A 23,012-nucleotide genomic window follows, 5' to 3' on the forward strand; every position below is an offset into this window, starting at 1 on the left:
GAAGCATCCCTGCCTTTGAGGCGCCCGAACACGGGCCGAAGCGAAGCGGCAGGCCCCAGGAGGCGGGTCAGGTGTCGATGCGCGCGACGTCCAGCTCCTGGGCCCCCTCCTGGATGAACCTGCGGCGGGGCGCCACCTCGTTGCCCATGAGCAGGTTGAACACCGAGGCGGCCTCCTCGGCCTGCTCCACGCGGATACGGCGGAGGGTGCGCCGACGCGGGTCCATGGTCGTCTCGGCCAGCTGGTCGGCGTCCATCTCGCCCAGCCCCTTGTACCGCTGGACCGGCTCCTTCCAGGAGACCTTCCGCTTCTCCAGGTCCAACAGCGTGCGCGACAGTTCGGCGTCGGAGTAGGTGTAGACGTAGCGGTCCTCGGGCCGGGCGCCGCGCTTGCGCCGGGTGTTGGTCAGCTCGATGCGGTGCAGCGGAGGCACGGCGGCGTACACCCGGCCCGCCTCCAGCATGGGCCTCATGTAGCGGTAGATGAGCGTGAGCAGCAGGCAGCGGATGTGCGCGCCGTCCACGTCGGCGTCGGCCATGAGGATGATGCGGCCGTAGCGGGCGGCGTCGATGTCGAACGTGCGCCCCGAACCCGCGCCGACCACCTGGAGGATCGCGGCGCACTCGGCGTTCTTGAGCATGTCGGTGACCGACGACTTCTGCACGTTGAGGATCTTGCCCCGGATCGGCAGGAGTGCCTGGAACTCGGAGTCGCGGGCCAGCTTGGCGGTTCCCAGTGCCGAGTCGCCCTCGACGATGAACAGTTCGCTGTGGTCCAGGCCCTCGCTGCGGCAGTCCACCAGCTTGGCGGGCAGCGCCGAGTTCTCCAGCGCGTTCTTGCGCCGCTGGGTCTCGCGCTGCTGGCGCGCGGCGAGCCGGGCCTTGGCCGCGCCGACGACCTTCTCCAGGACCGTGCGCGCCTTGGCCTTCTCGGCCTTCTTCGTGGAGGTGAGGAACTCGCGCAGGTCCTTGCCGACCACCTGGGAGACGATCCGGGAGGCCGCGGAGGTGCCCAGGATCTCCTTGGTCTGGCCCTCGAACTGCGGCTCGGGCAGACGGACGGTGACGACCGCGGTCAGGCCCTCCTGGGTGTCGTCCTTGGTGACGGGGTCATCGTTGGTCTTGAGCAGTTTGGTGGCGCGCAGCTGGTCGTTGATCACCCGGACCAGGGCGCGCTCGAAGCCGCTGATGTGCGTGCCGCCCTTGGGGGTGGCGATGACGTTGACGAACGAGCGGACGGTGGTGTCGTAGCCGGTGCCCCAGCGCAGGGCCACGTCCACGTCCAGGCGGCGCTCGACGTCGGCGGGCACCATGTGCCCGGCGTCGTCCAGGACCGGGACGGTCTCGGTGAAGGTGCCCGAGCCCTGGATGCGCAGGACGTCGCTGACCTGCTCGTCGGGCGCCAGGAAGGTGCAGAACTCGCTGATGCCGCCGTCGAAGCGGAACTCCTCGGTGTAGGCGGGCTCGCCGTCGGCGCGCTCGTCGCGCACCGCGATGGTCAGGCCGGGGACGAGGAACGCCGTCTGGCGGGCGCGGTCGAGGAGGGACTCGCGGGCGATCTCGGCGCCCTTGAGGAAGATCTGCATGTCCGGCCAGAAGCGGATCCGGGTGCCGGTGATCTTCTTGGCGACCTTGCGGACCTGATCCAGGCCGGAGACCGGGGTGAACTCGGCGTCGGGCCCGGCACCCGCGAAACGGCCCGCGATGCCGCGGCGGAAGCTGATGGCGTGGGTGTGTCCCTGGCGGTCCACCTCGACGTCGACCCGGGCGGACAGGGCGTTGACGACGGAGGCGCCGACGCCGTGCAGACCGCCGGAGGCGGTGTAGGAACCCGATCCGAACTTGCCGCCCGCGTGGAGCTTGGTCATGACCAGCTCGACACCGGACAGGCCGGACTTGGGTTCGGCGTCCACCGGGATGCCGCGGCCGTCGTCACTGACGGAGACGGAGCCGTCGGAGTGGAGCGTGACGTCGATCCGGCCGCAGAAGCCGCCCAGCGCCTCGTCGACGGAGTTGTCGATGATCTCCCACATGCAGTGGGTCAGGCCCCGGCTGTCGGTGGAGCCGATGTACATGCCCGGACGTTTGCGTACCGCCTCCAGGCCCTCCAGGACCGACAGGTGCCGAGCGGAGTAATCCTCGGGGTCGTGGACGGCTGCGGTCAAGGCGGTCACTCGGACATCTCCTGCGTCTTGAGGGCCTTCGGAGCTCTGATGCGGTGCGTGCCCTTTGTACCGCGCCGCACCGACGAAAGGGGGCAGGCCACGGCGTGCCGGTCGGTTTCCACGTGGTGGAGTGGACGGGGTCGTGGGCCGCATGAGTGGCGTCCGGCGTCGTCGCCGGGGGCCGCCCGTGTCCGGCCGCGTGGACGCGGCGACGGGTACCGCCCCGCGCGAGACTACCACCTCCTGTGGATGCGACCTGGATACTCCCACTTTCTGGGGATGCCGGAGCCACACAGGGGGTATCAACAAGGCAGGGAACCGACAGCGGGCGACAAAGACCCCATCTCGTTCATCCGGGTGGCCAACCGGGCGGATTCCGCTGTCGGCGTACAGCCGAACCGGTTGGGAACGTCTGGAGACGGTTAGATGTTGTCAGAGGTGACTAACGCCGAGTATTGAGGATGGCGAAGTGACTGGAACCCTTGCCCCCACCCAGCAGCTGACGGCTGCCGACCGTTGCGACCGCTGTGGTGCACAGGCGTACGTCCGGGTGCTCTTGAACTCCGGCGGCGAGCTTCTCTTCTGCGCGCACCACATGCGCAAGCACGACGAATCCCTCCGCAAGATCGCCTCGGACATCCAGGACGAGACGGACAGGCTCCACGAGAGCAAGGCCACCGCCGACGAGCGTTAGCCACGAAGGACAACTCCATACGGAAGTACGGACATGCGGCGGCGGCCCCGGCAGGGGTCGCCGCCCTCTCCGTGTGCGACGCAAACGCGCCGTCGTGCGGAGGGGCCCGGCGGCGGTACGGCCGGCGTCCTTTGGCCGCCTACGGTTCGCCCACGCGGTAGTGGTAGCGGTCCGCCTCGGCGAAGCCCGCGCGCTCGTAGGCCCGCAGCGCCGCCGCGTTGTCCTCCAGGACCAGCAGGTAGGCCCGTTCGGCACCCCGGCCGCGGCCCCAGGCGAGCAGTGCCCGGATGATCTCCCGGGCGTGTCCGAGCCCCCGGAGCCGCGGATCCGTGAACATGTTGTACAGCCCGACCCATCCGTCGGCGACCGCCGCGCATCCCCGGGCCCCGCCCGACGACTCCACCGCGTATCCCATGACCGGGACGCGGTCCATGATCCGGTGCTGGCCCTCCGCGACCCGCGTGTCCACACCCTCCGCCGACCACAGCGCCCGCCACCGCCCGTCGGGGCGCGACGCCACCTCGACCCCGCTCCTGGCCGGATCCGCGCCGTCGTCCGCGGCACCGATGTCGCGCACCATGACCACGGCGGCGCGTCCCTTCGCGTACCCGCGTGCGGCCAGGTCCCGGTCCAGGTCGTCCATCCCCTTCCAGACCTGTACCGCCGGGGGCGCACCGCGCTCCCGGTAGAACCGCTCGACGGTCTCCACCCGTGCGACGGACGGGTCCAGGAGCACGGACGAGTTGGCGCGGAAGGTCACGCCCTCCGCGTACCCCAGGTACCACCCGCCGGTGACCCGCGCCTCCTCCGGAGGCCAGTCCCGGGCGATCCTCCGTGCCCACGCGTGCATCCCGAGCCCCCCGACGGTTCCGATGATCCGACGATGCTACCCCCCACCCCGTACCATGGCAGGGCCGATCCATGGCAGGGCCGATCCGGCTCTCCACCCGCAGTACCAGGGAAGTCCCACCATGCTCATCTTGCTGCCGCCGTCCGAGGGCAAGGCCACCTCAGGAGAGGGGCCCCGGCTGGACCCGACCTCGCTGACCCTCCCCGCGCTCACCGGGGCCCGCGAGGAGGTCGCGGCGGCGCTGGCCGACGTGTGCTCCGGTCCGACGGAGACGGCTTTGGAGGTGCTGGGGCTGTCCGCCGGGCAGGCCGACGCGCTCAAGCGCAACCTGGACCTGGACACCGCACCCACGCTGCGCGCCGCCGACCTGTACACGGGCGTGCTCTACGACCGCCTGGGGCTGCCCTCGCTGCTCGACTCCCCCGCCGCCGAACGCGCCCGGGAACGCGTTCTGGTGTTCTCCGGGCTGTGGGGCGTGGTCGGCCCCCAGGACCGGCTGCCGCCCTACCGGCTGTCGATGGGGGTCAGACTGCCCCCCCTGGGCGGTCTGGGGGCGTACTGGCGGCGCGCCATGAGCGGCCCGCTGGGTGAGCTGGCCGAGGACCGGCTGCTCGTCGACTGCCGCTCGGCCGCCTACGCCGCCGCGTTCCGGCCCAAGGGCGCGGCCGCCGGGCGCACGGTCGCGGTCCGGGTCCTGCGCGAGCGGGTCGTCGACGGGGAGGCGCGCCGCTCCGTCGTCAGCCACATGGCCAAGGCCACCCGCGGCGACGTCGCCCGGGTTCTGCTGACCGAGGGGGTGGACGCCGCGACCCCGGAGGCGCTGGTGGCCGCGCTGCGCGACCTCGGGCACACGGTGGAGCTCAACCCCGCGGCCAGGCCCGGGACCGTCCGCACGATGGACGTCGTCGTCCGGGACTGACCGGAGGAGACGCACCGGGACGTGACACGGGGGACGACCGCTGCGGTCGTCCCCCGTGTCACGCCTTTATCCCACACCTACACGCCGGGTGACAGCATGGCTGCCGTCGGATGGACGTCGACACACCCTGGAACACACGGGGAAGTGCCCGGTGCGCCCGAGGACACGCGGGGATCGCCACACCCGCGGGCGGCGGGGCGGAAGCACACCGGTGTGCCGTCCCGAGGGATCGGGACGGCACACCGGAAACGGCCTCTTCAGATCGTCACTGCCCGGACCACGGCCTAGTCCAGGTAGTCACGGAGCACCTGCGAACGCGACGGGTGACGGAGCTTGGACATCGTCTTGCTCTCGATCTGCCGGATACGCTCGCGGGTGACCCCGTAGACCTTGCCGATTTCGTCTAAAGTCTTCGGCTGGCCGTCGGTGAGCCCGAAGCGCATGGAGACCACGCCGGCCTCCCGCTCGGACAGGGTGTCCAGGACCGAGTGCAACTGCTCCTGGAGGAGCGTGAAGCTGACCGCCTCGCCCGGCTGGATGGCCTCGGAGTCCTCGATGAGGTCACCGAACTCGCTGTCGCCGTCCTCGCCCAGCGGGGTGTGCAGGGAGATCGGCTCACGGCCGTACTTCTGGACCTCGACCACCTTCTCGGGGGTCATGTCCAGCTCCTTGGCCAGCTCCTCCGGGGTGGGCTCGCGGCCCAGGTCCTGGAGCATCTGACGCTGGACGCGGGCCAGCTTGTTGATGACCTCGACCATGTGCACCGGGATGCGGATGGTGCGCGCCTGGTCGGCCATCGCGCGGGTGATGGCCTGGCGGATCCACCAGGTGGCGTAGGTGGAGAACTTGAAGCCCTTGGTGTAGTCGAACTTCTCCACGGCGCGGATCAGGCCCAGGTTGCCCTCCTGGATCAGGTCCAGGAACAGCATTCCGCGTCCGGTGTAGCGCTTGGCCAGCGACACGACCAGGCGGAGGTTGGCCTCCAGCAGGTGCTTCTTGGCGCGGCCGCCGTCCTCGGCGATCCACTCCAGCTCGTCGCGCAGCTCGAAGGTGAGGACGTCGCCCTCCTCGGAGAGCTTCTCCTCGGCGAACAGGCCGGCCTCGATCCGCTTGGCGAGTTCGACCTCCTGCTCGGCGTTGAGCAGCGGCACCTTACCGATCTGCTTCAGGTAGTCCTTGACCGGGTCCGCGGTGGCACCGGCCGCGACCACCTGGGCGGCGGGGGCGTCGTCGTCATCGTCGTACAGGACGAAGGACTCGTCCTCGGACTTGGGCGCGGTGGGCGCGCCGACGGCCTCGGGCTTGGCGGGCTTGGTGTCCTTGTCCGCCGCCTCCGGCGGGTCCTCGACCAGCTCCAGCTCGGCGCCGGTGTGCTCGAGGTCGTCCAGCCCCTCGTCCTCGAACTCTCCCGCGGGCGCGAGTTCGAGGTCCTTCTTGGCCGTCTTCTTGGTGGCGGCCTTCTTGGTGGCGGCCGCCTTCTTGGCCGCGGGCTTCTTCGGCGCCGCCTTCTTGGCGGTCGTCGTCTTCTTGGCCGCGGTCTTCCCGGCGGCAGCGGTACCGGTGGGAGCGTCCTCGGCGTCGTCCGAGCCGACGACGGCGGTGACCGTCTCCGGCTGCTGCTGGGCCGCCGCGGCGCGCGCGGGCTTGGTCGACCGCGTGGTCGTGGTCTTGGTGGACCTGGTCGAGGTGGACCGCGTGGCCGCCGTCTTGCGCCGGGGAGCCTTGCGCCGCGAGGAGGCCGACTCGGGCACTCGTACGGTCACGTCCTCCTTGGCGAGGATGCGAAGCACGGACTGCGCCTGCGACATCGGGATTTCGGCCTCTTCGAAGGCACGGCGCACGTCCTCGGGCTCAAGATAGCCCTGGGACCGCCCACGCTCGATCAGCTGCTGAATGACGGGCTCTTGCAGTGACTCGGACTGCTTCGAGCGAGTCGAACTGGCAGATGACACAAACACCTCTCGAACGGACGTGTGGCGAGATTGTCGGACCCGGTGGTCCGCCTGGCCGGGACCGGGCGCGCGCCCTCTCCCACCTGCGGCCTGGGATCGTCCCCACTGGGGCGGGGAAGCCGTTTGTCTATCAAGCGTATGCGCTCCTGGAGGTCATCCCCCTGGAGGATCACCCCCGCGTCGCGGGGCGGAACGGCTTCTTCACTGTAGGCAAGGCAATGGACTTGTTCGTACGGTCTACCGCTCCGACGCGGAGTCGATCACCGGAAGCTGAACGGCGAGCAGTGTGACGTCGTCGTCCTGCTCGTACCCTTCGAGCATGCTCTCAACAAGGTACTCCAGCATCTGATGTGGGTCGCCCACAGCCTCCGGCGGCGCCGAGGCGGCCACACGGACCAACTCGTCGAGACCGGAGGCGACGGACCGTTTGCGGTTCTCAACCAGACCATCGGAGTACAGGGCCACGGTGTTACCGGGTTGCACGAAGAATTTGTGGTGGCCTCTGGGAGCGCTGACGCCCAACGGCGTGTCGGGCTCCCCCTCCAGCAGTGAGGGGCCGGCGTTGCCCGCCACCACGAGCGGGGGCAGGTGGCCCGCGTTGCTCAGGTCCAGCTGGCCGGTGACCGGGTCGAGAACGAAGTAGACGAGTGTGGTGACCTGGTCCATCCCCTCGGTGGCGTCGAACATCCGGTCCAGGCCGGTGAGCACGTCGGCGGGTTCGGGCATGTTGAAGGCCAGGGCGCGCAGCGCGTTGCGGATGCGGCTCATCCCCGCGGCGGCCGGGATGCCCTTGCCCATGACGTCGCCGAGCACCCCGGCGACGCGGCCGCAGGGCAGCGGGAAGGCGTCGTACCAGTCACCGCCCACCTGCACGTGCTGGGAGCCCGAGCGGTAGTAGGCGGCCAGGCGCACACCGCGGATCTCGGGCAGTTCCTCGGGCAGGAGGCTGTGCTGGAGCGCCTGCGCGGTGTCGTGTTCGCGCTCGTAGAGCTGGGCACGCCCGACCGCCAGGGCGCACTGCCCGGCGAGCGCCTCCAGGAACACGCGTTCCTCGTCGGTGACCTCGCGCGGCTCCGTGAAGGACAGGCGCAGCGCGCCGATGGTCCGGCCCGCGATGGCCATCGGCAGGGCGACCCAGGCGCGTTCCGGGGTGGCCTCGACCAGCTCGTCGACCTCCGGCGCGTCCTCGAACAGCGCGCTCAGCTCGGCCGGGCTCGCGGCCAGGCACGGCGCCTGGTCGGCGACGGCCCGGGCGGCGGGGTCGGGGTGTTCGAGCGGGAACGAGGCCCGGTGCGGCGCGTGGGTGTGACCGGCGGCCATGGTGCGCAGGCGGAGGCGGTCGCGGTCGTACAGGACGACCCGGGTGTGGTCCGCGCCCACACCGGAGCGGCCGATCTCGGACATGGCGCCCACCACGTCGTCGACGGTGAGCGCCTCGGCGAGGTCGGAGGTGGCCTTCTGGAGGCGGGCGGTGCGCATGGCCGCCTCACTGAGCTGCTGGTTGAGCCGCTCGCGGAGTTCGTCGGCCTCGCGTTCGGTGGTGACGTCCACGAAGGTGCCGATCCATTCGACGGTTTCGGTCCCGTCCTTGATCGGGTTGGCGCGTGCCCGGTAATGGTCGTAGCCGCCCGAACGGGTCCGCACGCGGAACATGGCGTCGAAGGGGGTCACGTCGAGCACCGCGTCGTTCCACGCCCGCTCGACCCTGGTGCGGTCGTCGGGGTGGATCGCCCCGAGCCAGCCGCGGCCGAGGTAGGCCTCGGCGTCCTGACCGGTGACGGAGCGCCACCGGGGACAGTCCTCGTGCATGTCCCCGCCTGGCCCGGCGGCCCAGACGATCTGGTGGCCCGCCTGGAGCAGGGCGCGCAGCCGGCGCTCGTCGCGCCGCGCGACCGCGGACTCGTGCTCGCGGGCGGCGAGGAGGCCGACCTGTTCCTCCCCGGTTTCGGGGTCGGTGACCGGGAACCAGGTCAGGTCCCACCCCTGCCCCCGGGAGGTGCTGAACCGGTCCCGGACGGTGCCCCCGCCACCGCGGACGGCGGCCAGGGAGGCGCGCTGCGCCGCCGCGGCCGCGGAGTCGCCCGACTCCTCCAGCAGTTCGGCGGGGGTCCGGCCGAGGCACTCGGCCGGGACGACGCCGAACATGCTGGCGAGCTGCTGGTTGACGGTCCCGAGCCGGTCGTCGGAACCGATCAGGGCGAATCCGACGGGGGCGTCGGTGAGAAGCGATTTCACCGCGTCTGGCAGTTCGGCCCCCTCGATCCGGGGAGGCGGAATGGACGTCTCGGCGCTCACCTGCTCGACACCTCCGGAACCGTCGGACTCCCCACTCGTTTTCCCTGGGGACGCGACTCCTCTCGGCCGCTGTCACCGCTCAAGCATAAGACACACCCGCACTCGCGCAACGGCCCCTGTGGACAGGGCGGCCCGAACACGGAAGGTCAGGGCGGAGCCACGCACCGGCCGCGAAACGGTCAACCAGCCGTTTCCCTCCGGCGTTTCGCCGCCATTGTCGAAGTCGGCACCGTGCGACCGGTTTCCGACCCCAACTCCGAAACCAGGCTTTATACGCCCGAAAAGTCCAATTCTCACCGCTGGGCCGCGTTGATGGGGAGACCAGAGTAAACGCTGTCTCCCCGAGGTTTTGTCAACAGCGCACCGCGACGGGGGTTGACAGTCCGTCCAGAACAAGTGGAATGGGTGGAGGTCACCGTCCAGGCCATCTTCCAGCAAGCCAGCAAGGGGTGTGAGCGAGAATGCTCCAGACCTTCCCGGTCCAGGATCTCAGGCGGATCTCGGCGAGGCTCCACGACGAGTTCAGCAACCTGTCCCATCGTTGTGTCGAGCGTTGTGTCAGCGACACGTGGAACTGCGTCGAGCACCTGGGCATCGCGGTCACCCCGCACCTGGTCGAGAGGGTCGCCCGTGAGCACCTGGAGGCGATGGTCAACTCCGTGCCGCCGCCCCGCCGTCCACAGGCCGGACCAGGTTCCGGCGGCGCTGGCATACCCTCGGGTGGTGCCCACCCCTGAACCTCCCACCGGACCCGAGCCCGTACCCGGCGCCGTCTTCGACGAGATGCTGCGCGCCGCCCGAGCACTGCTGGCCATGCGCGAACCCCTGGACGCGGAGCTGGCCTTCAGCGAGATGCTCGGGAGCTGGTGGGGTGAGCGCGTCCCGGGAGTGGACGTGGAGCGCCTGCTCGGCGAGGGGCTGGTCGCGCACGCGACCGCCTCCGGCAAGTCGGCGGGGCTGGGTGTGCTGGCCGCCGTCAGCGCCCTGGGCACCTCTCCGGCCCAACGGCACCTGGCCGAACAGGGGATGATCGCGCTCAGGGAGCACGGCCTCCAGGTGCCCGAGTGGGCCTCCCAACTCGGTGCCGTCACCCCGCTGGCCGTGTACGTCCACGGCGACCGGTTCGGTGACACCGACGACGTCGTGTGCGTCTTCGGGCGGGGGCGGGACGAGGGAGCGGCGCCCCCTCCGCCGGAGCACGCCCTGATCCTGGTGGTGGACCACAACGGCGGCGGACTGCTGCGCGACGCGTGGGTCACCTCCAAGGTCGACCAGCTACTCGACCAGTGCCGCGCCCGCGCGGAGGAGGACGACTTCACCCGGTTCTGCGCGATCGGCCTCGGATCGGCCCGCGCCCTGCTCACCCGGGCCCTGGAACGAACCGACCTGGTCGTGGGCGGGGCCTCCGACGACCCCGGTGCGGGTCCCACGGTGCACGCCGTCGGACTGGGCGCCGCAGACCTCACCGGCGGTTCCCTGGCCGCCCACTACGCACTCGCCCGCTCCCGGGTCCGGGCGCTCCCGGCCCCGGGGCCCGACGCCCCGGCCGTCCCGGTGTGGCGGCGCGACAGCCGCGCCGTGCTCGCGGCGCGCTTCCTGGCCTCGGAGGAGGCCGCCGGGCTCTCGGACTCCTACGCCGCCAGCCGCTGTGTCGACCACGTCATCGCCCACGGCTGCGACGTGGACTCCGGTCGGCCGCTGCGCGTCAGCCCCCGCAAGGTGGAGTCGTTCCTGCTGCACTGGCTGCCCGGACGCGTCGTGCTGCTGCCGGAGGAGCAGGAGGCGATGCCGCACGTCCTGGCGGCGTGGGTGCGCTGGGCGGGAGCGCTCTCGCGGCTGCCGGAGGTCGCCGTGGGAGCAACGCTCGACGCCGTGTGGGAGTCCACCGGCCCCTTCGTGCGCACCTACCGCGACCCGGCCAGACCGCTGGGGCTGCGCCAGGAGGCGGTCCGCCGCCTGCTGCCCGACGGCGACTTCGCCTCGCTCGCCCGGCGGATGTTCGCGTTCCCCCTGCTGGCCAGCGAGATCGTCGCGGGCGCCCCGGAGGAGTTCGACCCCGCCACCCGGGACGGCCGCCGGGCGCTGCTCCGTCTGGACCACTACGGCGAGTACGATGCCGCCACCCCCCACAGCGGCCGCCACTCCACCGGGCAGGACCACTGGTACCGCCCGGTGACCGGGACCGATCCCGAGCGCGAGCGGGAACTGGACCGGCACGAACGGCTCGCCGAACGGCTCTGGCACGGGCGCCCCGCTCACCTGTGGCGGGCAGCCCGACGCCTGCTCGACCGGGGCGTGGACCGACCCGGCGTACTGGCCGCCCTGGGCGCGGAACTGGAGTCGGCCTCAGACGAGACCGACCTGCGCCGCCGCCTGGACTCACTCTGAGTCCCGGCGGGCGACGGGCGGGCCCGCGAGGCCGCATGAACAGCGAGGGGTGTACGGGGTTCCGCAAGACGAGGCAAGCCGTCGGCGAGGAACGAGCCACAGGCGCCACCGAGACCGAAGACCCCCCGTCCTCCACACCCCGAGCCCCACGCGAGCCTGCGAGCGCGCATGAACAGCGAGGGGCGTACGGGGTTCTGCAAGACGAGGCAAGCCACCGGCGAGGAACGAGCCACAGGCGCCACCGAGACCGAAGACCCCCCGTCCTCCACACCCCGAGCCCCGCGCGAGCCTGCGAGCGCGCATGAACAGCAAGGGGCGTACGGGGTTCTGCAAGACGAGGCAAGCCGTCGGCGAGGAACGAGCCACAGGCGCCACCGAGAATGAAGAATCCCCGTTCTCCACGCCCCGAGCCCCGCGCGAGCCTGCGAGCGCGCATGAACTCAGTCCAGCATGCGCTCCCGCAGCCGCCGCACGGTGCCGTCGGAGATCCGGAGACCCTCGGTGACGTAGGAGTCGAAGGAGCCGTACACCGCGTCGGCGTGCGACAGCGCGGTGTCCAGGTACTCGGGGCGGACCCGTGTCATCGGCGCCAGGTCCGCCCAGTCGAGCCCGCTGTTGGCCGACAGCTTGCGCATCCACCGCTCGGTGCCCTCCTGGCGCTCGTTGCTGACCAGGTAGTCGGCGACGACGGTGGCGTGGTCGACGCCCAGCAGGCGCAGGAGGAGCGCCGCGCCCCAACCGGTGCGGTCCTTGCCCGCACTGCAGTGGAAGACGAGGGCGGTGGGTCCCTCGGCGGCGCGCTCGACCAGGTCGCGGTAGCCCTTCAGGGCCGTGCTGTCCGTGACCAGTGCCCGGTAGACGGCGTGCATGAAGCGCTCGGCCGCGCCGTCGCCGAACATGGCGCGGGCGGCCTCGGGGTCGGCGAGTACGTCCTCGAGGTTGGCCCCGACCGTGTCGGGGTCCTGCACGGCCACGGGGGCGTACTCGGCCCCGGTCGGCATGATGTCGGGCAGACTCGCCCGTGCGCGGGGCGTGCGCAGGTCGACCAACTGGCGGATGCCCAGGCCGTGGTAGGCGGGCAGGTCCTCGTCGGACACCGAGTGCAGGGCGTCGGAGCGGAAGAGGACCCCGGTGCGGACCGTGTGCCCTGAGGTCGTGCGGTGGCCGCCGAGGTCACGGAAGTTGGGGGCGCTGGGGAGGATGAATCCGTCTTTTGTCACGCTCGCGACGATACCCACCCGCCCCAGAACCCGATCGGCCCGCGTCTGACGTTCCGGGGAAGGGGCGCCTAACGGGGCGGATCGGCCTGGCCCATGGCGGTGATCGCCTCGCCCGCCTCCTTGACGTCCTTGGCGGTGTCCACCCCGCGCCAGAAGCCGTCGATGCGGTAGGCCGTCAGCCGGCCCTGCCCGGCCAGGTCGGGGAAGGTGGAGGACTCGTGGTCGCCCTTGACCGGCAGCAGGGGGGTGATCCCCGGCTCGAACAGGTAGACGCCCGCGTTGATCCACACCGGGAGCAGCGGGCTCTGGGTGAACCCCTCGATCCGGTCCTGGTCGTCGACGTCGACGATGCCCCATGTGGTGCGGAACTGCGACAGGGCGAGGGTGGCCAGCCCGCCGCGCTCGCGGTGGTGCGCGGTCATCGCGTCGAGCGGGAACCAGGTGAGCACGTCCCCGTTGAGCGCGAAGTAGGGTGCCTCCCGGTCGCGCAGCCCGCTGGCGGCGTACCGGAGGGCCCCGCCCCGGCCGAGCGGTTCGTCCTCGACCAGCAGGGTGATCTCCGGCCCCTCCGTCCGTGCGGCCAGGTGGTCGCGCAGCACCTCGGCCTTGTAGCCGCAGGAGACGACGACCTGCTCGACACCGTGGGAGGCCAGCCACTCCAGCTGGTAGTCGATGATCGGGCGTCCGGCCACCTCGACCATCGCCTTGGGGCGGGTGTCGGTGTAGGGCCGCAGCCGCGTGGCCTGGCCGCCGGCGAGGATGAGCGCCTGGGTGACGGGAGGCGCGGAAGGTGAGGGTGTCGCGGTCATGGACCGGACCCTAGCAGTCGGCCCGCCGGGCGCCGAGGCCGTGTCGGGGGGACCCGCTCCTCAGGCCTGCTGGGTGGCGTCGGCGTAGGCCAGCCGGACGTCCGCGCTGGTGACCACGGTGAGTTGGGCCGCGGTCGCGGTCTCGCCGACCTCCTGGGAGACCCGCAGGTCGCGGTGGGAGCACGCCCTCTCGAACAGGGAGCGGGCGAAGCGCCCGTTGCCGAACTCGTCGATCCAGCCCTCCGCGCACACGTGCGTGAAGATGCTGTGCAGGTCCTCGCGCGCGCCGTCGTCGAAGGCGTCGCCCGTACGCGCCGCGACCGCCTCGGCGATCGCGGTCAGCTCCTCCGCGGTGTAGGAGGGGAAACGCACGCGCACGTTGAACCGCGAGGACAGTCCGGAGTTGGACACCAGGAAGCGCTCCATCTCGTCGGGGTACCCGGCCAGGACCACGACCAGCCGGTCGCGGTCGTCCTCGGCGCGCTTGAGCAGGGTCTGCACGGCCTCAGCCCCGAACGCGTCACCGCCGCTGTAACCGGGGTTGACCAGGGAGTAGGCCTCGTCGACGAACAGCACGCCGCCCAGCGCGCGGTCGACCAGCCGGTTGGTGCGGATCGCGGTGGCGCCCAGGTGCTCACCGACCAGGTCGGCGCGCTGGGCCTCGACCACCTCGGCCCGGCCGAGCAGCCCCAGCGCGGAGAAGACCCGGCCGAGGACGCGCGCGACCGTGGTCTTGCCGGTACCCGGCGGACCGGAGAAGACGAAGTGCCGCATCGGTGCCTGGTTGGGCAGGCCCTGCTCCTCACGGAGCTTGGCGACCCGCAGCTGGGCGACGATCGAGCGGACCTGCTCCTTGACCGGTTCCAGCCCGATCATGGCGTCCAGTTCGGCCATCGCCTCCTCGATACCCGGCGCCTCACCGAAACCGGGCAGGTGGGAGGTGAGCTCCCCGTAGGCCGTGGCCACGTCGACGGCGCGGACCGTGATGAGGTCCTCGGCCTCGGGCCGGTGCGCGGGCTCCCCCTCCCGCGCACCGGCCGTGACCACACGCACGTCACGTGCCTGGGCGGCCTTCTCCACCACCGAGCGGGCGAAGCGTCCGTTGCCGAGTTCGTCGACCGCCTCGATCCGCACCGCCTGGTCGAAGCCGCGCCGGAGCTCCCGGGCCGCGTCGTCGTCGAGGCTGTCGCCCCGCTGCGACACCAGGAACCCGGCGATACGGGACAGCTCGTCCGCGGAATAGCTGGGAAAGGTGATGCGGGTGGCGAAGCGCGAGGCCAGGCCGGGGTTGGAGGCCAGGAAGGCGTCCATCTCCTGCTCGTACCCGGCCAGAACGATCACGAGCCGGTCGCGGTCGTCCTCGGCGCGCTTGAGCAGGGTCTGCACGGCCTCGTTGCCGAACCGGTCGGGCTGGCCGTCGCCCTCGTTGACCAGGGAGTAGGCCTCGTCGATGAAGAGCACCCCGCCCAGCGCGCGGTCGATGAGCTCGTTGGTGCGGATCGCGGTAGCGCCCAGGTACTCACCGACCAGGTCGGCGCGCTGGGCCTCCACGACGCGGGCGGTGGGCAGCAGCCCGAAGGAGTGGAAGATCGTGGCGAGTGTGCGGGCGACGCTGGTCTTTCCGGTGCCGGGCGGCCCGGAGAAGACCAGGTGGCGCAGGGGGCGCTCGACGCGGAATCCGGCGTCGGCGCGCAGCCGGGCTGCCTCGATGGAGGCGGCCAGTCCCCGGACCTGCTGTTTCACCGGGTCGAGCCCGATCATGGCCTCCAGTTCGGCCAGGGCCTGGTCGACCGGCACGGGCTCGGTGTCGTCGGCGGAGCCGTTCCCTCCCCGCGCCGCGCGGGTCCCGTCCCCCGTCCGGCCGCGCACCGGCTCGGAGTCGCCCCGGGACGTGCGTCCGCCGCCCGACCGGGTGTCCGGAGCGGAGGCCGGGGTCGTGCGCGCGGCTGCGCCCTCCCTGGTGATCTGCCGGGAGGCGGTCAGCCGCCACACCAGGCAGGCCCCGGCGGCGGCGTAGAGCAGCGCGACGCCCCAGGAGGCGGGCAGCGCGGGAATCATCATCCCGGCCAGGGCAAGGGAGAACCCGGTGACGAGCCCGGCGGTGAGGGACAGCGCGGCGGTGTGCCACACGGGGAACTCGCGCACGCGGCTCGCGGCGAGGACGACGAGCGGGGGCAGCGGGAGGAGCAGGAGCGTCGCCGGCTCTCCGGTGAGCGGGATCTGGAACAGGGGGATGGCCACCGTCAGCCACACGATGCACACCAACACCGTGACGAACGCGTCGAGCGAACGCATGAGGGCGGCGAGGAGCAGGAGGAGGGCGAGTGTGGTGGCCACCGCGCCCAGGACCGGCAGGCTCACCACGAGCGCGACGACGGCGACCACCGTGACCAGGACCAGAGCGGCCACCAGCCGCCTGCCGAGGGGGACGCGGTGGTACAGGGCGCGCACACGGGCGAGGCCGGACGCGCGTTCCGGTTCCGCGGCGGCGGTGGAATGCGTATCGCGCGTCATCCGTACCCTTCCTGCCTGGGGGTCCGTGGGAGGTCGGCTCTCCTGACCGTGGGGGCCGGCCGAGGTGGTGCCGGGGGGACCGGCTCCACAGCCGTGTCCACGGCATCGGCAACGCCACCAGCCTTGCCCGAAGTGGTGTGGATGTCCAGTGCGAGGCGGCGTGTCGCGCCCGGAGGGGCACGGATCCGGGCGGGGCGCCGTCCCCCGTCCGGGCGCGGACGCGTCGGCCGCCGTCCGCGCGGCGGTCACAGCAGGGACAACTGCTCACCCTGGTCCTCGGGGCCGTCTCCCCGCGCTCCGGGCGGCGCCGCGGTGGTGGGCCCGGTGCCCTCGCGGTACGTGCGCAGGTGGCGCCAGCGCGGGAGGGCGTCGAGGTAGGACCAGCTCAACCGGTGGTGCGGGGTGGGACCGGACTCGGCCAGGGTCGCGCGGTGCACGGGCGAGGGGTACCCGGCGGCGCCGTCGAAGCCGTATCCGGGGTGGTCGGCGTCCAGTTCGGCCATGAACGCGTCCCTGCGCACCTTGGCCAGGATCGCGGCGGCCGCGACGCTCACACACGTCAGGTCGCCCTTGACCTGGGTGCGCACCCGCCAGGGGCGGCCGATGAAGTCGTGGCGGCCGTCGAGGATCACCGCGTCGGGGCGCACCGACAGGCCGTCGAGGGCGCGGTGGGCGGCGCGGTGCAGTGCCTCGGTCATCCCCACCTCGTCGATCTCGGCGGGTTCGGACCAGCCGAAGGCGTGGTCGGCGACCCAGGGCCCGACCCGCGCGGCGAGTTCCCCGCGGCGTCTGGGGGTGAGCCGCTTGGAGTCGGTCAGTCCGGCGGGCGGATCGCCCTCGCCGGGCACGGCCGCGCAGACCAGCAGCGGGCCGGCCCACGCGCCGCGTCCGACCTCGTCCATCCCCGCCACGACCCGGGCACCGTCGGCGCGGAGCTCGTCCTCCACCTCGAACGTGGGGGCGGCGGGCGGGCGGGGGCTCGTGGAAGTGGTGCTCACCCGACCACCATAGGGGTTGGGGGCCGCCCCCGGTGGCGTGTGCGCCTCCGCCGCCGGCGGTGCGGGGGCGGTTTTCCACGACTCACCGCGCGTGACGCGACGCCGCGCACGGCCACGTTCGGTAGTTTCCGCTTGTCGGCTCAGTCACGATCCCACCTCAGGAGGGATGGACATGCGGTCCACCAGGAGCCGCCCCCGGATCTCCCGAGGTGGCCTGTACGACATCGTCGCCGCCCTCACCCGGGTCGGAGTCGGCTGGATGTTCGTCGAACACGGCCTGGAGGTGCGGGGGCGCGCCGACGAGGTGTCCGCCCGCCTGTCCGACCCCGGCACGACGGTCGCGGGCGCCCTGGTCCCCCTGCTTCCGGCACTGCTGATCGGGCTGTCGGTCGCCTTCGCCGTGGGGCTGCTCACATGGCTGACCGGTCCCCTCCTCGCGGCGGCCGCCCTGGTCGGCGCGCTCGCCTCGGAGGGCGGTGGGACGGACCTGTCCCCGCTCGCCTCCTGGCCGACGACCGTGCTGGTCACAACGGTGTGCGTACTCATGGCCGTCCGCGGCGGGCGGTGGTCCTGGGACCATCTGGTGCTGGCGCCCAGGACCGCCCGGCCCTCCCGTTCCGGCGACCGCCCCCGGGACACCGCCCCGGAGCGGCCGCCCGCCCGCGACGGTGCTCCCCCCTTTTCCTCCCGACGGCCCGAACACGCTCCGCCACTGCTCTATCCTGTGGGTGAGGCCGCGCTTGGACGGCCGTCTCGACTGTGACGCGGCCGGTTCGGCCCTTCGGCATGCCCGACGGACCGCGTCACGAGGACGCGGATTCGACGGAGGGGAACCCATGTCCGCCGCAGGTTCCGGCCCGGACCCCGACGGGTCCGTTGCCAAACTGATCGAGATCGCGGAGCCGCCGACCCTCGGCCAACGCCTGATCAGCTGGGCGTCCCGGCCGCCCGGCCGGCTCTACATCCCCTCGTGCGCCCTGGTCGCGCTCATCCTGGTCTTCGAGGACAGCGTCCCGGCCGGGCACCTTGCCGCGTTCACCGTCGGCCTGGTGTGCGGCCTGCTGCTCGCCGCGATGGGCGCCCTGCGCCTGGGGATCGCGCTGGTCGTCGCCCGTCCGATGATCCGCCGCTACTGGCTGCGGTGGATCTCCGCGCCGCTGATCGCTGCGGCCGCCCTCGGCCTGTCCGGTGCCGACGTGCCCCTCCAGCTACGGCTGGCGGCCTCCGCCGACCAGCTGATCGAACTGGCCGGGGAGGTCGGCGACGGGTCGACCGCCGCGCGTGACGGCGCGTGGACGGGGGCCTACCCGCTGGACGAGGTCGCGGTCTCCGGCGACCTCGTCCACTTCACGGTCGAGGGAGCCGGGCTGCTGGACCCCGCGGCCGGGTTCGCCCGCAGCACGGAGGAGTTGCCCGTCGGCGTGTTCGTCCCGGGGCAGGGCTCCCGGATCTACGAGCACGTGTCCGGTGACTGGTACGTGTGGGTGAGCCACTAGGGCGGGCTCCGCACCCGCGGGTGACGGGCGACGCGGCCCTCTTTCCCGGCCCTTTGCCGCCCGCTACCGTGCTCACATCCGGCTCTCACCTTGGCCCGGTAGACAGGGGGCACCCCCGGGAAGGGTCCCCGACCCCTCCCCCACGGCCTCACCGACCCCGAGGAGCTGCCCCATGCGTCAGTTCGCCCTCACCCTCCACCTGCGCATCCACGACTCGATCACCGCCCTGCGTCGGGCGCACGCCACCGGCGACGACGATCTCGCCAGCGCCCTCGCGGGCGAGGTGGAGGACCTCGTGGAGATCGCCGTGCGCAACGGCATCGACATCGCGGCGGGCTACTCCTCCCTCTCCGTCGCGGGGTGAGGGCCGGCCCTCGGGTACCCGCGCGCGAGGGCGTGTACGGCAGGAGGACCCGTGACGGCCGTCACGGGTCCTCCTCGGTTCCGTCCCCGGGACTCAGGAGCCGGGGCGGATGTCGTCAGCGGCGGCCGTACCCCTCTCCGCGCTCGAACTGCTGACGCATCGCGGTCTCCTGCTGGCGCTGGTACTCGTCCGCCATCTGCTGCTGGCGTTCGGCGGCGGCCGCGATCGCGCCCTGGGCGGAGTCCACCACCTCCTGGGCACCCGCCGACGGCACGGCGGAGGAGCCCCGGTGGGAGGACGCCGCACCGTCGAGCACCTTCGGCAGCAGCTGCGCGGTGAGCAGGGTGGACAGCGCCGAGGAGTCGCCCGAACCCGCCTCGGTCTGCACCACCACCGGACGCGGTGCCCGCTCCGCGAGCGCGGCGCCCACGTCCAGGCGGCGGCGCGCCAGCTCGTACTCCAGCACCGCCCGGTTGTCCCGGTAGGCGGTGGCCAGCCGCTGCTGGGCCTTGGCCTCGTTCTCGGCGGCGACCAGGTCGGCCCGGCCGCGGGTCTCGATCTCGTAGCGCACCCGCTGCGCCTCGGTCTCCTGCTCCTCCAGCATCTGCGCCACGTCCTTGCGCGCCTTGTTGAGGGCTGCGTTGACCTCGACGATCTTGGCGTCGCGGGTCTTCTTGGAGCGCTCGATGTCCATGAGCAGGGTGTCGATGCGGCGCTTGCGCGTCAGTTCCCACTCCTGCTCGTAGGCGACCAGCTCCTTGGCGACCCGCTCACGGGTGGCCAGGTGCTGCTGGTACTGGTTGGGCAGCTGCACGTCGGGGATGTTGCAGCCGGTGATGCGCACGCCGTACTTCTCCAGCTGGGAGTTGAGCAGGCGGCGCATGTCCTCGACGTTGGACCCGCGCAGGTCGTAGGCCGACTCGGTGTTGACCAGGCGGCTGCGCTGGCGGATGGCGTCCTGCACGGCGCTGGAGAGCACCAGGTCGAAGTTGCTCGCGCCGATGATCGTCACGAACCGGATCGGGTCCGTGATCTGGAACTTGAGAAAGAACTCGATCGACTTCAGCGGCACGTTCTCACGGGTCGGGCACGCCAGGACCGGCGCCGTGTAGGGGATCTCCGTACGGGTGTCGACCACGAAGTCCACCCGCGACCAGGGGTGCCACAGGTAGTGGCGGCCCGGACCGATCGCACGGACGATGGCGCCGTACTTGGTGAGGATCCCGTGGGTCCCCTCCTCGATCTCCACGATCGAGCCGCGCCACCACCACAGACCGGCGGCCACGACGCTCAGCAGGCCGACGAGCATGGCGGGGATCGCCAGGAGGGTGTAGGCGACCACGCCGTTGCCGAGCATGGCGTTCAGCGCCATCATCAGCGCGGAGCTGAGGGCGAACAGACCGAACCAGACCAGGACGGTCCAGCGCAGGCCCCGGGTGTCGCGCGGGATGACGACGGGGACGAGCGCCCCCTGGTCGCCGCCGCGCAGCAGACCGGCCAGGTCTCCCCAGGAGGAGAGCGACTCCTTGATGCTGGAACCGTTGCCGGTGTTCACGGGCTGGCTCATCGGGAAAGACCTCCCTGGTTCGGACCGAGGTCCTCGGTGTCCTGCGGCGCCTCCGTGAGGCGTTCGTCGATGGCCTCCTCCGAGACCGACTGGCGGATCTCCTCCACCAGGTCCTCGCCCGGGTCCTCGCCCTCCGACTGGCGCCGCTCGGCCCCGGGGTCGGCGACGAGCGCGCTGATCTCCTCCTCGCGTTCGGCGATGCGGGCGGAGATCGCGCCCAGGCGGGCGCGGATGGCCTCCATGTCCGCCTCGGAGAACAGGGCGGTGTCGGTCTGGCCGATGATCTCCTGGGCGATGCGCAGGTAGTCGACGGAGGCGGCGTCGCCCGAACCGATCCGCAGGACCTGCGGCAGGCTGTCGGCGACCGCCTCCAGCTTGTCGAGGAGGTTCTCGCGGAAGCGGTAGTTGAGGATCTCGGGGGCCTCGGCGGCGCTGACCGCGCGGATGTCCAGGGCCTGGGCCTGGAGGAGGGCGGCGTTCGCGTTGGCCTCGGACTCGGCCTCGACGAAGCGCTGGCGGGCCAGTGCGCGCGCCCGGTTGGTCTCACGCTCCAGGGCGGTGTCCATCTGCGCCTGGTACTGGGCGATGTCCGCCTGGATCGCCGAGAGCGTCTCGTTCAGGGTCGCCAGTTCCTTGTTCAGGTCACCCTCGTTCTGCTCCTTGCGCAGCTGGAGCTCGTACTCGAAGGTGTAGGCGTCCTTGGCCACGCGCACCATCTCCGGCGCCGCCAGGTCCATCCGGTACTCCTGGCTGGAGGGCTCGGCGTGGGTGATGTTGGCGCTGGTCAGCACGACGATCCCGCCGAACTGCCTGTTGAGCTGGTCGAGCAGGGCGTGGGTGCTCTCACCGACCATGTCGTAGATCGCCGAGGCCTCCTGCTCGTAGATGAGGCTGCGGGTGGTCTCGCTGATCGCGTTGTTGAGCTTCTCCTGGAAGCCGTGCACGCCGCCCAGGGTGTAGACGAAGCTGGTCGCGTCCTCGATCCGGAACTGGACGAACAGGTCGACCGACGCCTGGACGCCGCTCTTGGTGGGGGCGGAGCGGATGGGCGCGTTGAAGGGGTACTCGCGCGTGGTGTTGACGATGTAGGAGACGCGCTTCCAGGGGTTGAACAGGGTCACCCTGCCGGGCCTGAAGTTGTCCTCCCGCTTGCCGAAGCGCGTGACGATCGCCTCACAGCCCTCCGGGACCATCACCATCCCCTGGCGCCACCACATGAACGCCGTGACGGCGATGGTGACGATCCAGTAGTGGATGCCGAAGAAGGGGTTGAGGAGGGGGTTCGCCCCGGTGAGGGAGGCCGGGACGAGAACGGCGAAGGCGCCGAGGAGGCCGAGGACCACCAGCGCGATCGCCGGGAGCATCGTGAGGAACGTGCGGCCGCGGGGGATGACCATGGGGCAGATGACGTGAACCGGGCCGGTGCGGCCGCGCTCGTGGTAGCTGCGGTTGAGGGCCTCGCCCGCGTTGTTGATCGAGGTGGTCTTCTGCTCGATCCGGGTGCCGACGGACTCGCCCTGCTCACGGGCGGCGACGAAGTCGCGGGGGTCCAGTCCGCCTCCTCCGGCGGACTGGCCGGAGGCCTGGTCCGAGACCTGTTGGACGGCGCTGGCCATCGCCTGACGCGGATCGCCTCCCTGGGCGACGGCGTCGGCGGCGCCGCGCACGGTCTGCGCGAACGACATAGGCGTGGACTCCTTGTTGGCGGAGATGGGGAACTGTCGGGTTCGACGCGGCCTACCCCGGTCCGGTTCCAGGTAGGAGCGGGTAAGCGGACAGGATCAGCCGGAGCGGACAGGAACAACTGTCGCATGGGTCACGTCCGAAACCCATCGCCCGTGTCCTGAGCGTGACCTGCGGCGGCACCGGGGATCCGCCAGCACGGGCGCCCCCAGTGCACCGCCCCGCGTGCGTGCCGTATGGCGGTGCCCCCGGAGCGGGGGCTACCGTCGTGCTCGGGGCCGCACCGGAAGGCGGCCACGACGAGGAGGAGCATCCGATGACTTCGGTACCGACCGCGGCGCTGACCACCGCAGGACTGATCGGCGGCTACGCCACCGCCCGCGCCACCGGCAACCGGCCGCTGGGCGGTGCGGTGCTGGCGGCGTTCGGCGCGGCGGCGTTCGAGACATGGCGCCGGCGTGCGGGAACGGGCACCGCGATCGCGCTGACCGGGGTGTACGTGGGGGCGTTCGGCCTGGCGCACCCGCTGGCGAAGAAGGTCGGCTCCTGGCCGGCCGTCCTGGGCGTGACCGCCGCGACGGCGGCGGTCGCCGTCACCGTGGGGGACCGGGCACACGAGTGACGGGTGCCCCCGCCGGGGCTCCGGCGGCTACGCGCGGCGGCCCTGGATGTAGGCCTCCAACGCGGCGCGGTCGTCCTCCAGCACGCTCAGACGGCTCTTGACGACGTCGCCGATGCTGACGATGCCCACGAGTCTGCCCCCGGAGAGCACCGGAACGTGCCGGAAGCGGCGCAGGGTCATGGCCTCGCTGACGTCCTCGACGGTGTCCTCGGTGGTGCAGGTGAAGACGTCGCCGGTCATGATGGTCGAGACGGGGGCGGAGAGGAGTCCGGGTCCGGACCGGTCGAGCCCGCGGACGACGTCCCTCTCGGAGACGATGCCGACGAGGCGGTCGCCCTCGGCGACGACGACGGCGCCGATCCGGTGTCGGGCGAGTTCGGTGAGCAGGAACGCGACGGTCGCGTCGGGGGCGACGCTGACCACCTCCGCCCCCTTGGACCGGAGGATCGCGGCGATCAGCACGGGGGACCACCTCCC

19 protein-coding genes are annotated in these 23,012 nt (G+C 71.8%); 8 read left to right on the top strand and 11 right to left on the bottom strand.

The genetic code is table 11. The features are described from left to right. Positions 1 to 67 precede the first annotated feature (67 nt). Entirely contained in the window at positions 68 to 2,173 is a 2,106-nt protein-coding gene (locus tag ACTVAJ_RS06715) for a DNA gyrase/topoisomerase IV subunit B (RefSeq protein WP_470387190.1), read from the bottom strand. Positions 2,174 to 2,633: 460 nt separating this feature from the next. Between ACTVAJ_RS06715 and ACTVAJ_RS06720 the strand changes: the two genes are divergently transcribed. Continuing rightward, positions 2,634 to 2,858 carry a DUF7455 domain-containing protein gene (locus ACTVAJ_RS06720; protein ID WP_017597872.1) on the top strand — a complete coding sequence of 75 codons (225 nt, stop codon included), beginning with the start codon at positions 2,634 to 2,636 and terminating at the stop codon, positions 2,856 to 2,858. A 139-nt stretch (positions 2,859 to 2,997) separates the two neighbouring features. Here ACTVAJ_RS06720 and ACTVAJ_RS06725 read toward each other — a convergent pair whose 3' ends face one another. Next, the gene (locus tag ACTVAJ_RS06725; protein ID WP_470387191.1) at positions 2,998 to 3,708 is read right to left on the bottom strand and encodes a GNAT family N-acetyltransferase; all 711 of its coding nucleotides are present in this window, start codon (positions 3,706 to 3,708) and stop codon (positions 2,998 to 3,000) included. 121 nt (positions 3,709 to 3,829) lie between these two features. On the opposite strand from ACTVAJ_RS06725, the gene yaaA reads away from it, so the two are divergent. Then, positions 3,830 to 4,627, top strand: coding sequence for a peroxide stress protein YaaA (yaaA, locus tag ACTVAJ_RS06730; protein WP_470387192.1), 798 nt, complete (start codon positions 3,830 to 3,832; stop codon positions 4,625 to 4,627). A gap of 284 nt (positions 4,628 to 4,911) precedes the next feature. Here yaaA and ACTVAJ_RS06735 read toward each other — a convergent pair whose 3' ends face one another. Together ACTVAJ_RS06735 and ACTVAJ_RS06740 are read right to left on the bottom strand one after the other, a co-directional pair. Next, the gene (locus ACTVAJ_RS06735) at positions 4,912 to 6,579 is read right to left on the bottom strand and encodes an RNA polymerase sigma factor (protein ID WP_470387193.1); all 1,668 of its coding nucleotides are present in this window, start codon (positions 6,577 to 6,579) and stop codon (positions 4,912 to 4,914) included. Between the two features lie 237 nt (positions 6,580 to 6,816). Further along, on the bottom strand, positions 6,817 to 8,874 hold the full coding sequence (locus tag ACTVAJ_RS06740; protein ID WP_470387194.1) for a SpoIIE family protein phosphatase: 2,058 nt from the start codon (positions 8,872 to 8,874) through the stop codon (positions 6,817 to 6,819). A gap of 461 nt (positions 8,875 to 9,335) precedes the next feature. On the opposite strand from ACTVAJ_RS06740, the gene ACTVAJ_RS06745 reads away from it, so the two are divergent. Both ACTVAJ_RS06745 and ACTVAJ_RS06750 read left to right on the top strand, forming a co-directional pair. Further along, entirely contained in the window at positions 9,336 to 9,611 is a 276-nt protein-coding gene (locus tag ACTVAJ_RS06745) for a hypothetical protein (protein ID WP_470387195.1), read from the top strand. 46 nt (positions 9,612 to 9,657) lie between these two features. After that, the gene (locus ACTVAJ_RS06750) at positions 9,658 to 11,262 is read left to right on the top strand and encodes a hypothetical protein (protein ID WP_470387288.1); all 1,605 of its coding nucleotides are present in this window, start codon (positions 9,658 to 9,660) and stop codon (positions 11,260 to 11,262) included. Between the two features lie 440 nt (positions 11,263 to 11,702). Here the strand turns inward: ACTVAJ_RS06750 and ACTVAJ_RS06755 are convergent, their stop codons facing one another. The 4 genes from ACTVAJ_RS06755 to ACTVAJ_RS06770 form a co-directional block, all read right to left on the bottom strand. Next, a complete protein-coding gene (locus ACTVAJ_RS06755; protein ID WP_470387196.1) occupies positions 11,703 to 12,500 on the bottom strand; it encodes a tyrosine-protein phosphatase in 798 nt (265 codons plus the stop codon). A 50-nt stretch (positions 12,501 to 12,550) separates the two neighbouring features. Beyond that, positions 12,551 to 13,291, bottom strand: a complete 741-nt coding sequence (locus tag ACTVAJ_RS06760) for a nucleotidyltransferase family protein (RefSeq protein WP_470387197.1) — start codon at positions 13,289 to 13,291, stop codon at positions 12,551 to 12,553. A 60-nt stretch (positions 13,292 to 13,351) separates the two neighbouring features. Further along, on the bottom strand, positions 13,352 to 15,805 hold the full coding sequence (locus ACTVAJ_RS06765) for an AAA family ATPase (protein WP_470387198.1): 2,454 nt from the start codon (positions 15,803 to 15,805) through the stop codon (positions 13,352 to 13,354). A 245-nt stretch (positions 15,806 to 16,050) separates the two neighbouring features. Then, a complete protein-coding gene (locus tag ACTVAJ_RS06770) occupies positions 16,051 to 16,803 on the bottom strand; it encodes a ribonuclease HII (protein WP_470387199.1) in 753 nt (250 codons plus the stop codon). Between the two features lie 172 nt (positions 16,804 to 16,975). Between ACTVAJ_RS06770 and ACTVAJ_RS06775 the strand changes: the two genes are divergently transcribed. From ACTVAJ_RS06775 to ACTVAJ_RS06785, 3 genes are all read left to right on the top strand, one after another. Then, a complete protein-coding gene (locus ACTVAJ_RS06775; protein ID WP_470387200.1) occupies positions 16,976 to 17,566 on the top strand; it encodes a DoxX family membrane protein in 591 nt (196 codons plus the stop codon). Between the two features lie 73 nt (positions 17,567 to 17,639). Continuing rightward, positions 17,640 to 18,299, top strand: a complete 660-nt coding sequence (locus ACTVAJ_RS06780; protein WP_470387201.1) for a hypothetical protein — start codon at positions 17,640 to 17,642, stop codon at positions 18,297 to 18,299. Between the two features lie 172 nt (positions 18,300 to 18,471). Continuing rightward, the gene (locus tag ACTVAJ_RS06785; protein ID WP_470387202.1) at positions 18,472 to 18,663 is read left to right on the top strand and encodes a hypothetical protein; all 192 of its coding nucleotides are present in this window, start codon (positions 18,472 to 18,474) and stop codon (positions 18,661 to 18,663) included. 115 nt (positions 18,664 to 18,778) lie between these two features. On the opposite strand, the gene ACTVAJ_RS06790 is transcribed toward ACTVAJ_RS06785, so the two are convergent. Next, the gene (locus tag ACTVAJ_RS06790) at positions 18,779 to 20,230 is read right to left on the bottom strand and encodes an SPFH domain-containing protein (RefSeq protein ID WP_470387203.1); all 1,452 of its coding nucleotides are present in this window, start codon (positions 20,228 to 20,230) and stop codon (positions 18,779 to 18,781) included. Beyond that, entirely contained in the window at positions 20,227 to 21,915 is a 1,689-nt protein-coding gene (locus ACTVAJ_RS06795; protein WP_470387204.1) for an SPFH domain-containing protein, read from the bottom strand. Before ACTVAJ_RS06795 ends, ACTVAJ_RS06790 begins: the two co-directional genes overlap by 4 nt. Before the next feature lie 314 nt (positions 21,916 to 22,229). Between ACTVAJ_RS06795 and ACTVAJ_RS06800 the strand changes: the two genes are divergently transcribed. Further along, complete coding sequence (locus ACTVAJ_RS06800; protein WP_470387205.1) at positions 22,230 to 22,535, top strand: hypothetical protein; 306 nt, start codon at positions 22,230 to 22,232, stop codon at positions 22,533 to 22,535. A 27-nt stretch (positions 22,536 to 22,562) separates the two neighbouring features. Here the strand turns inward: ACTVAJ_RS06800 and ACTVAJ_RS06805 are convergent, their stop codons facing one another. Further along, positions 22,563 to 22,997: a CBS domain-containing protein gene (locus ACTVAJ_RS06805; protein WP_470387206.1), complete on the bottom strand. Its 435-nt coding sequence runs from the start codon at positions 22,995 to 22,997 to the stop codon at positions 22,563 to 22,565. Positions 22,998 to 23,012 lie beyond the last annotated feature (15 nt).

Source organism: Nocardiopsis sp. KDC1DS13DA1 (genome assembly GCF_055632325.1).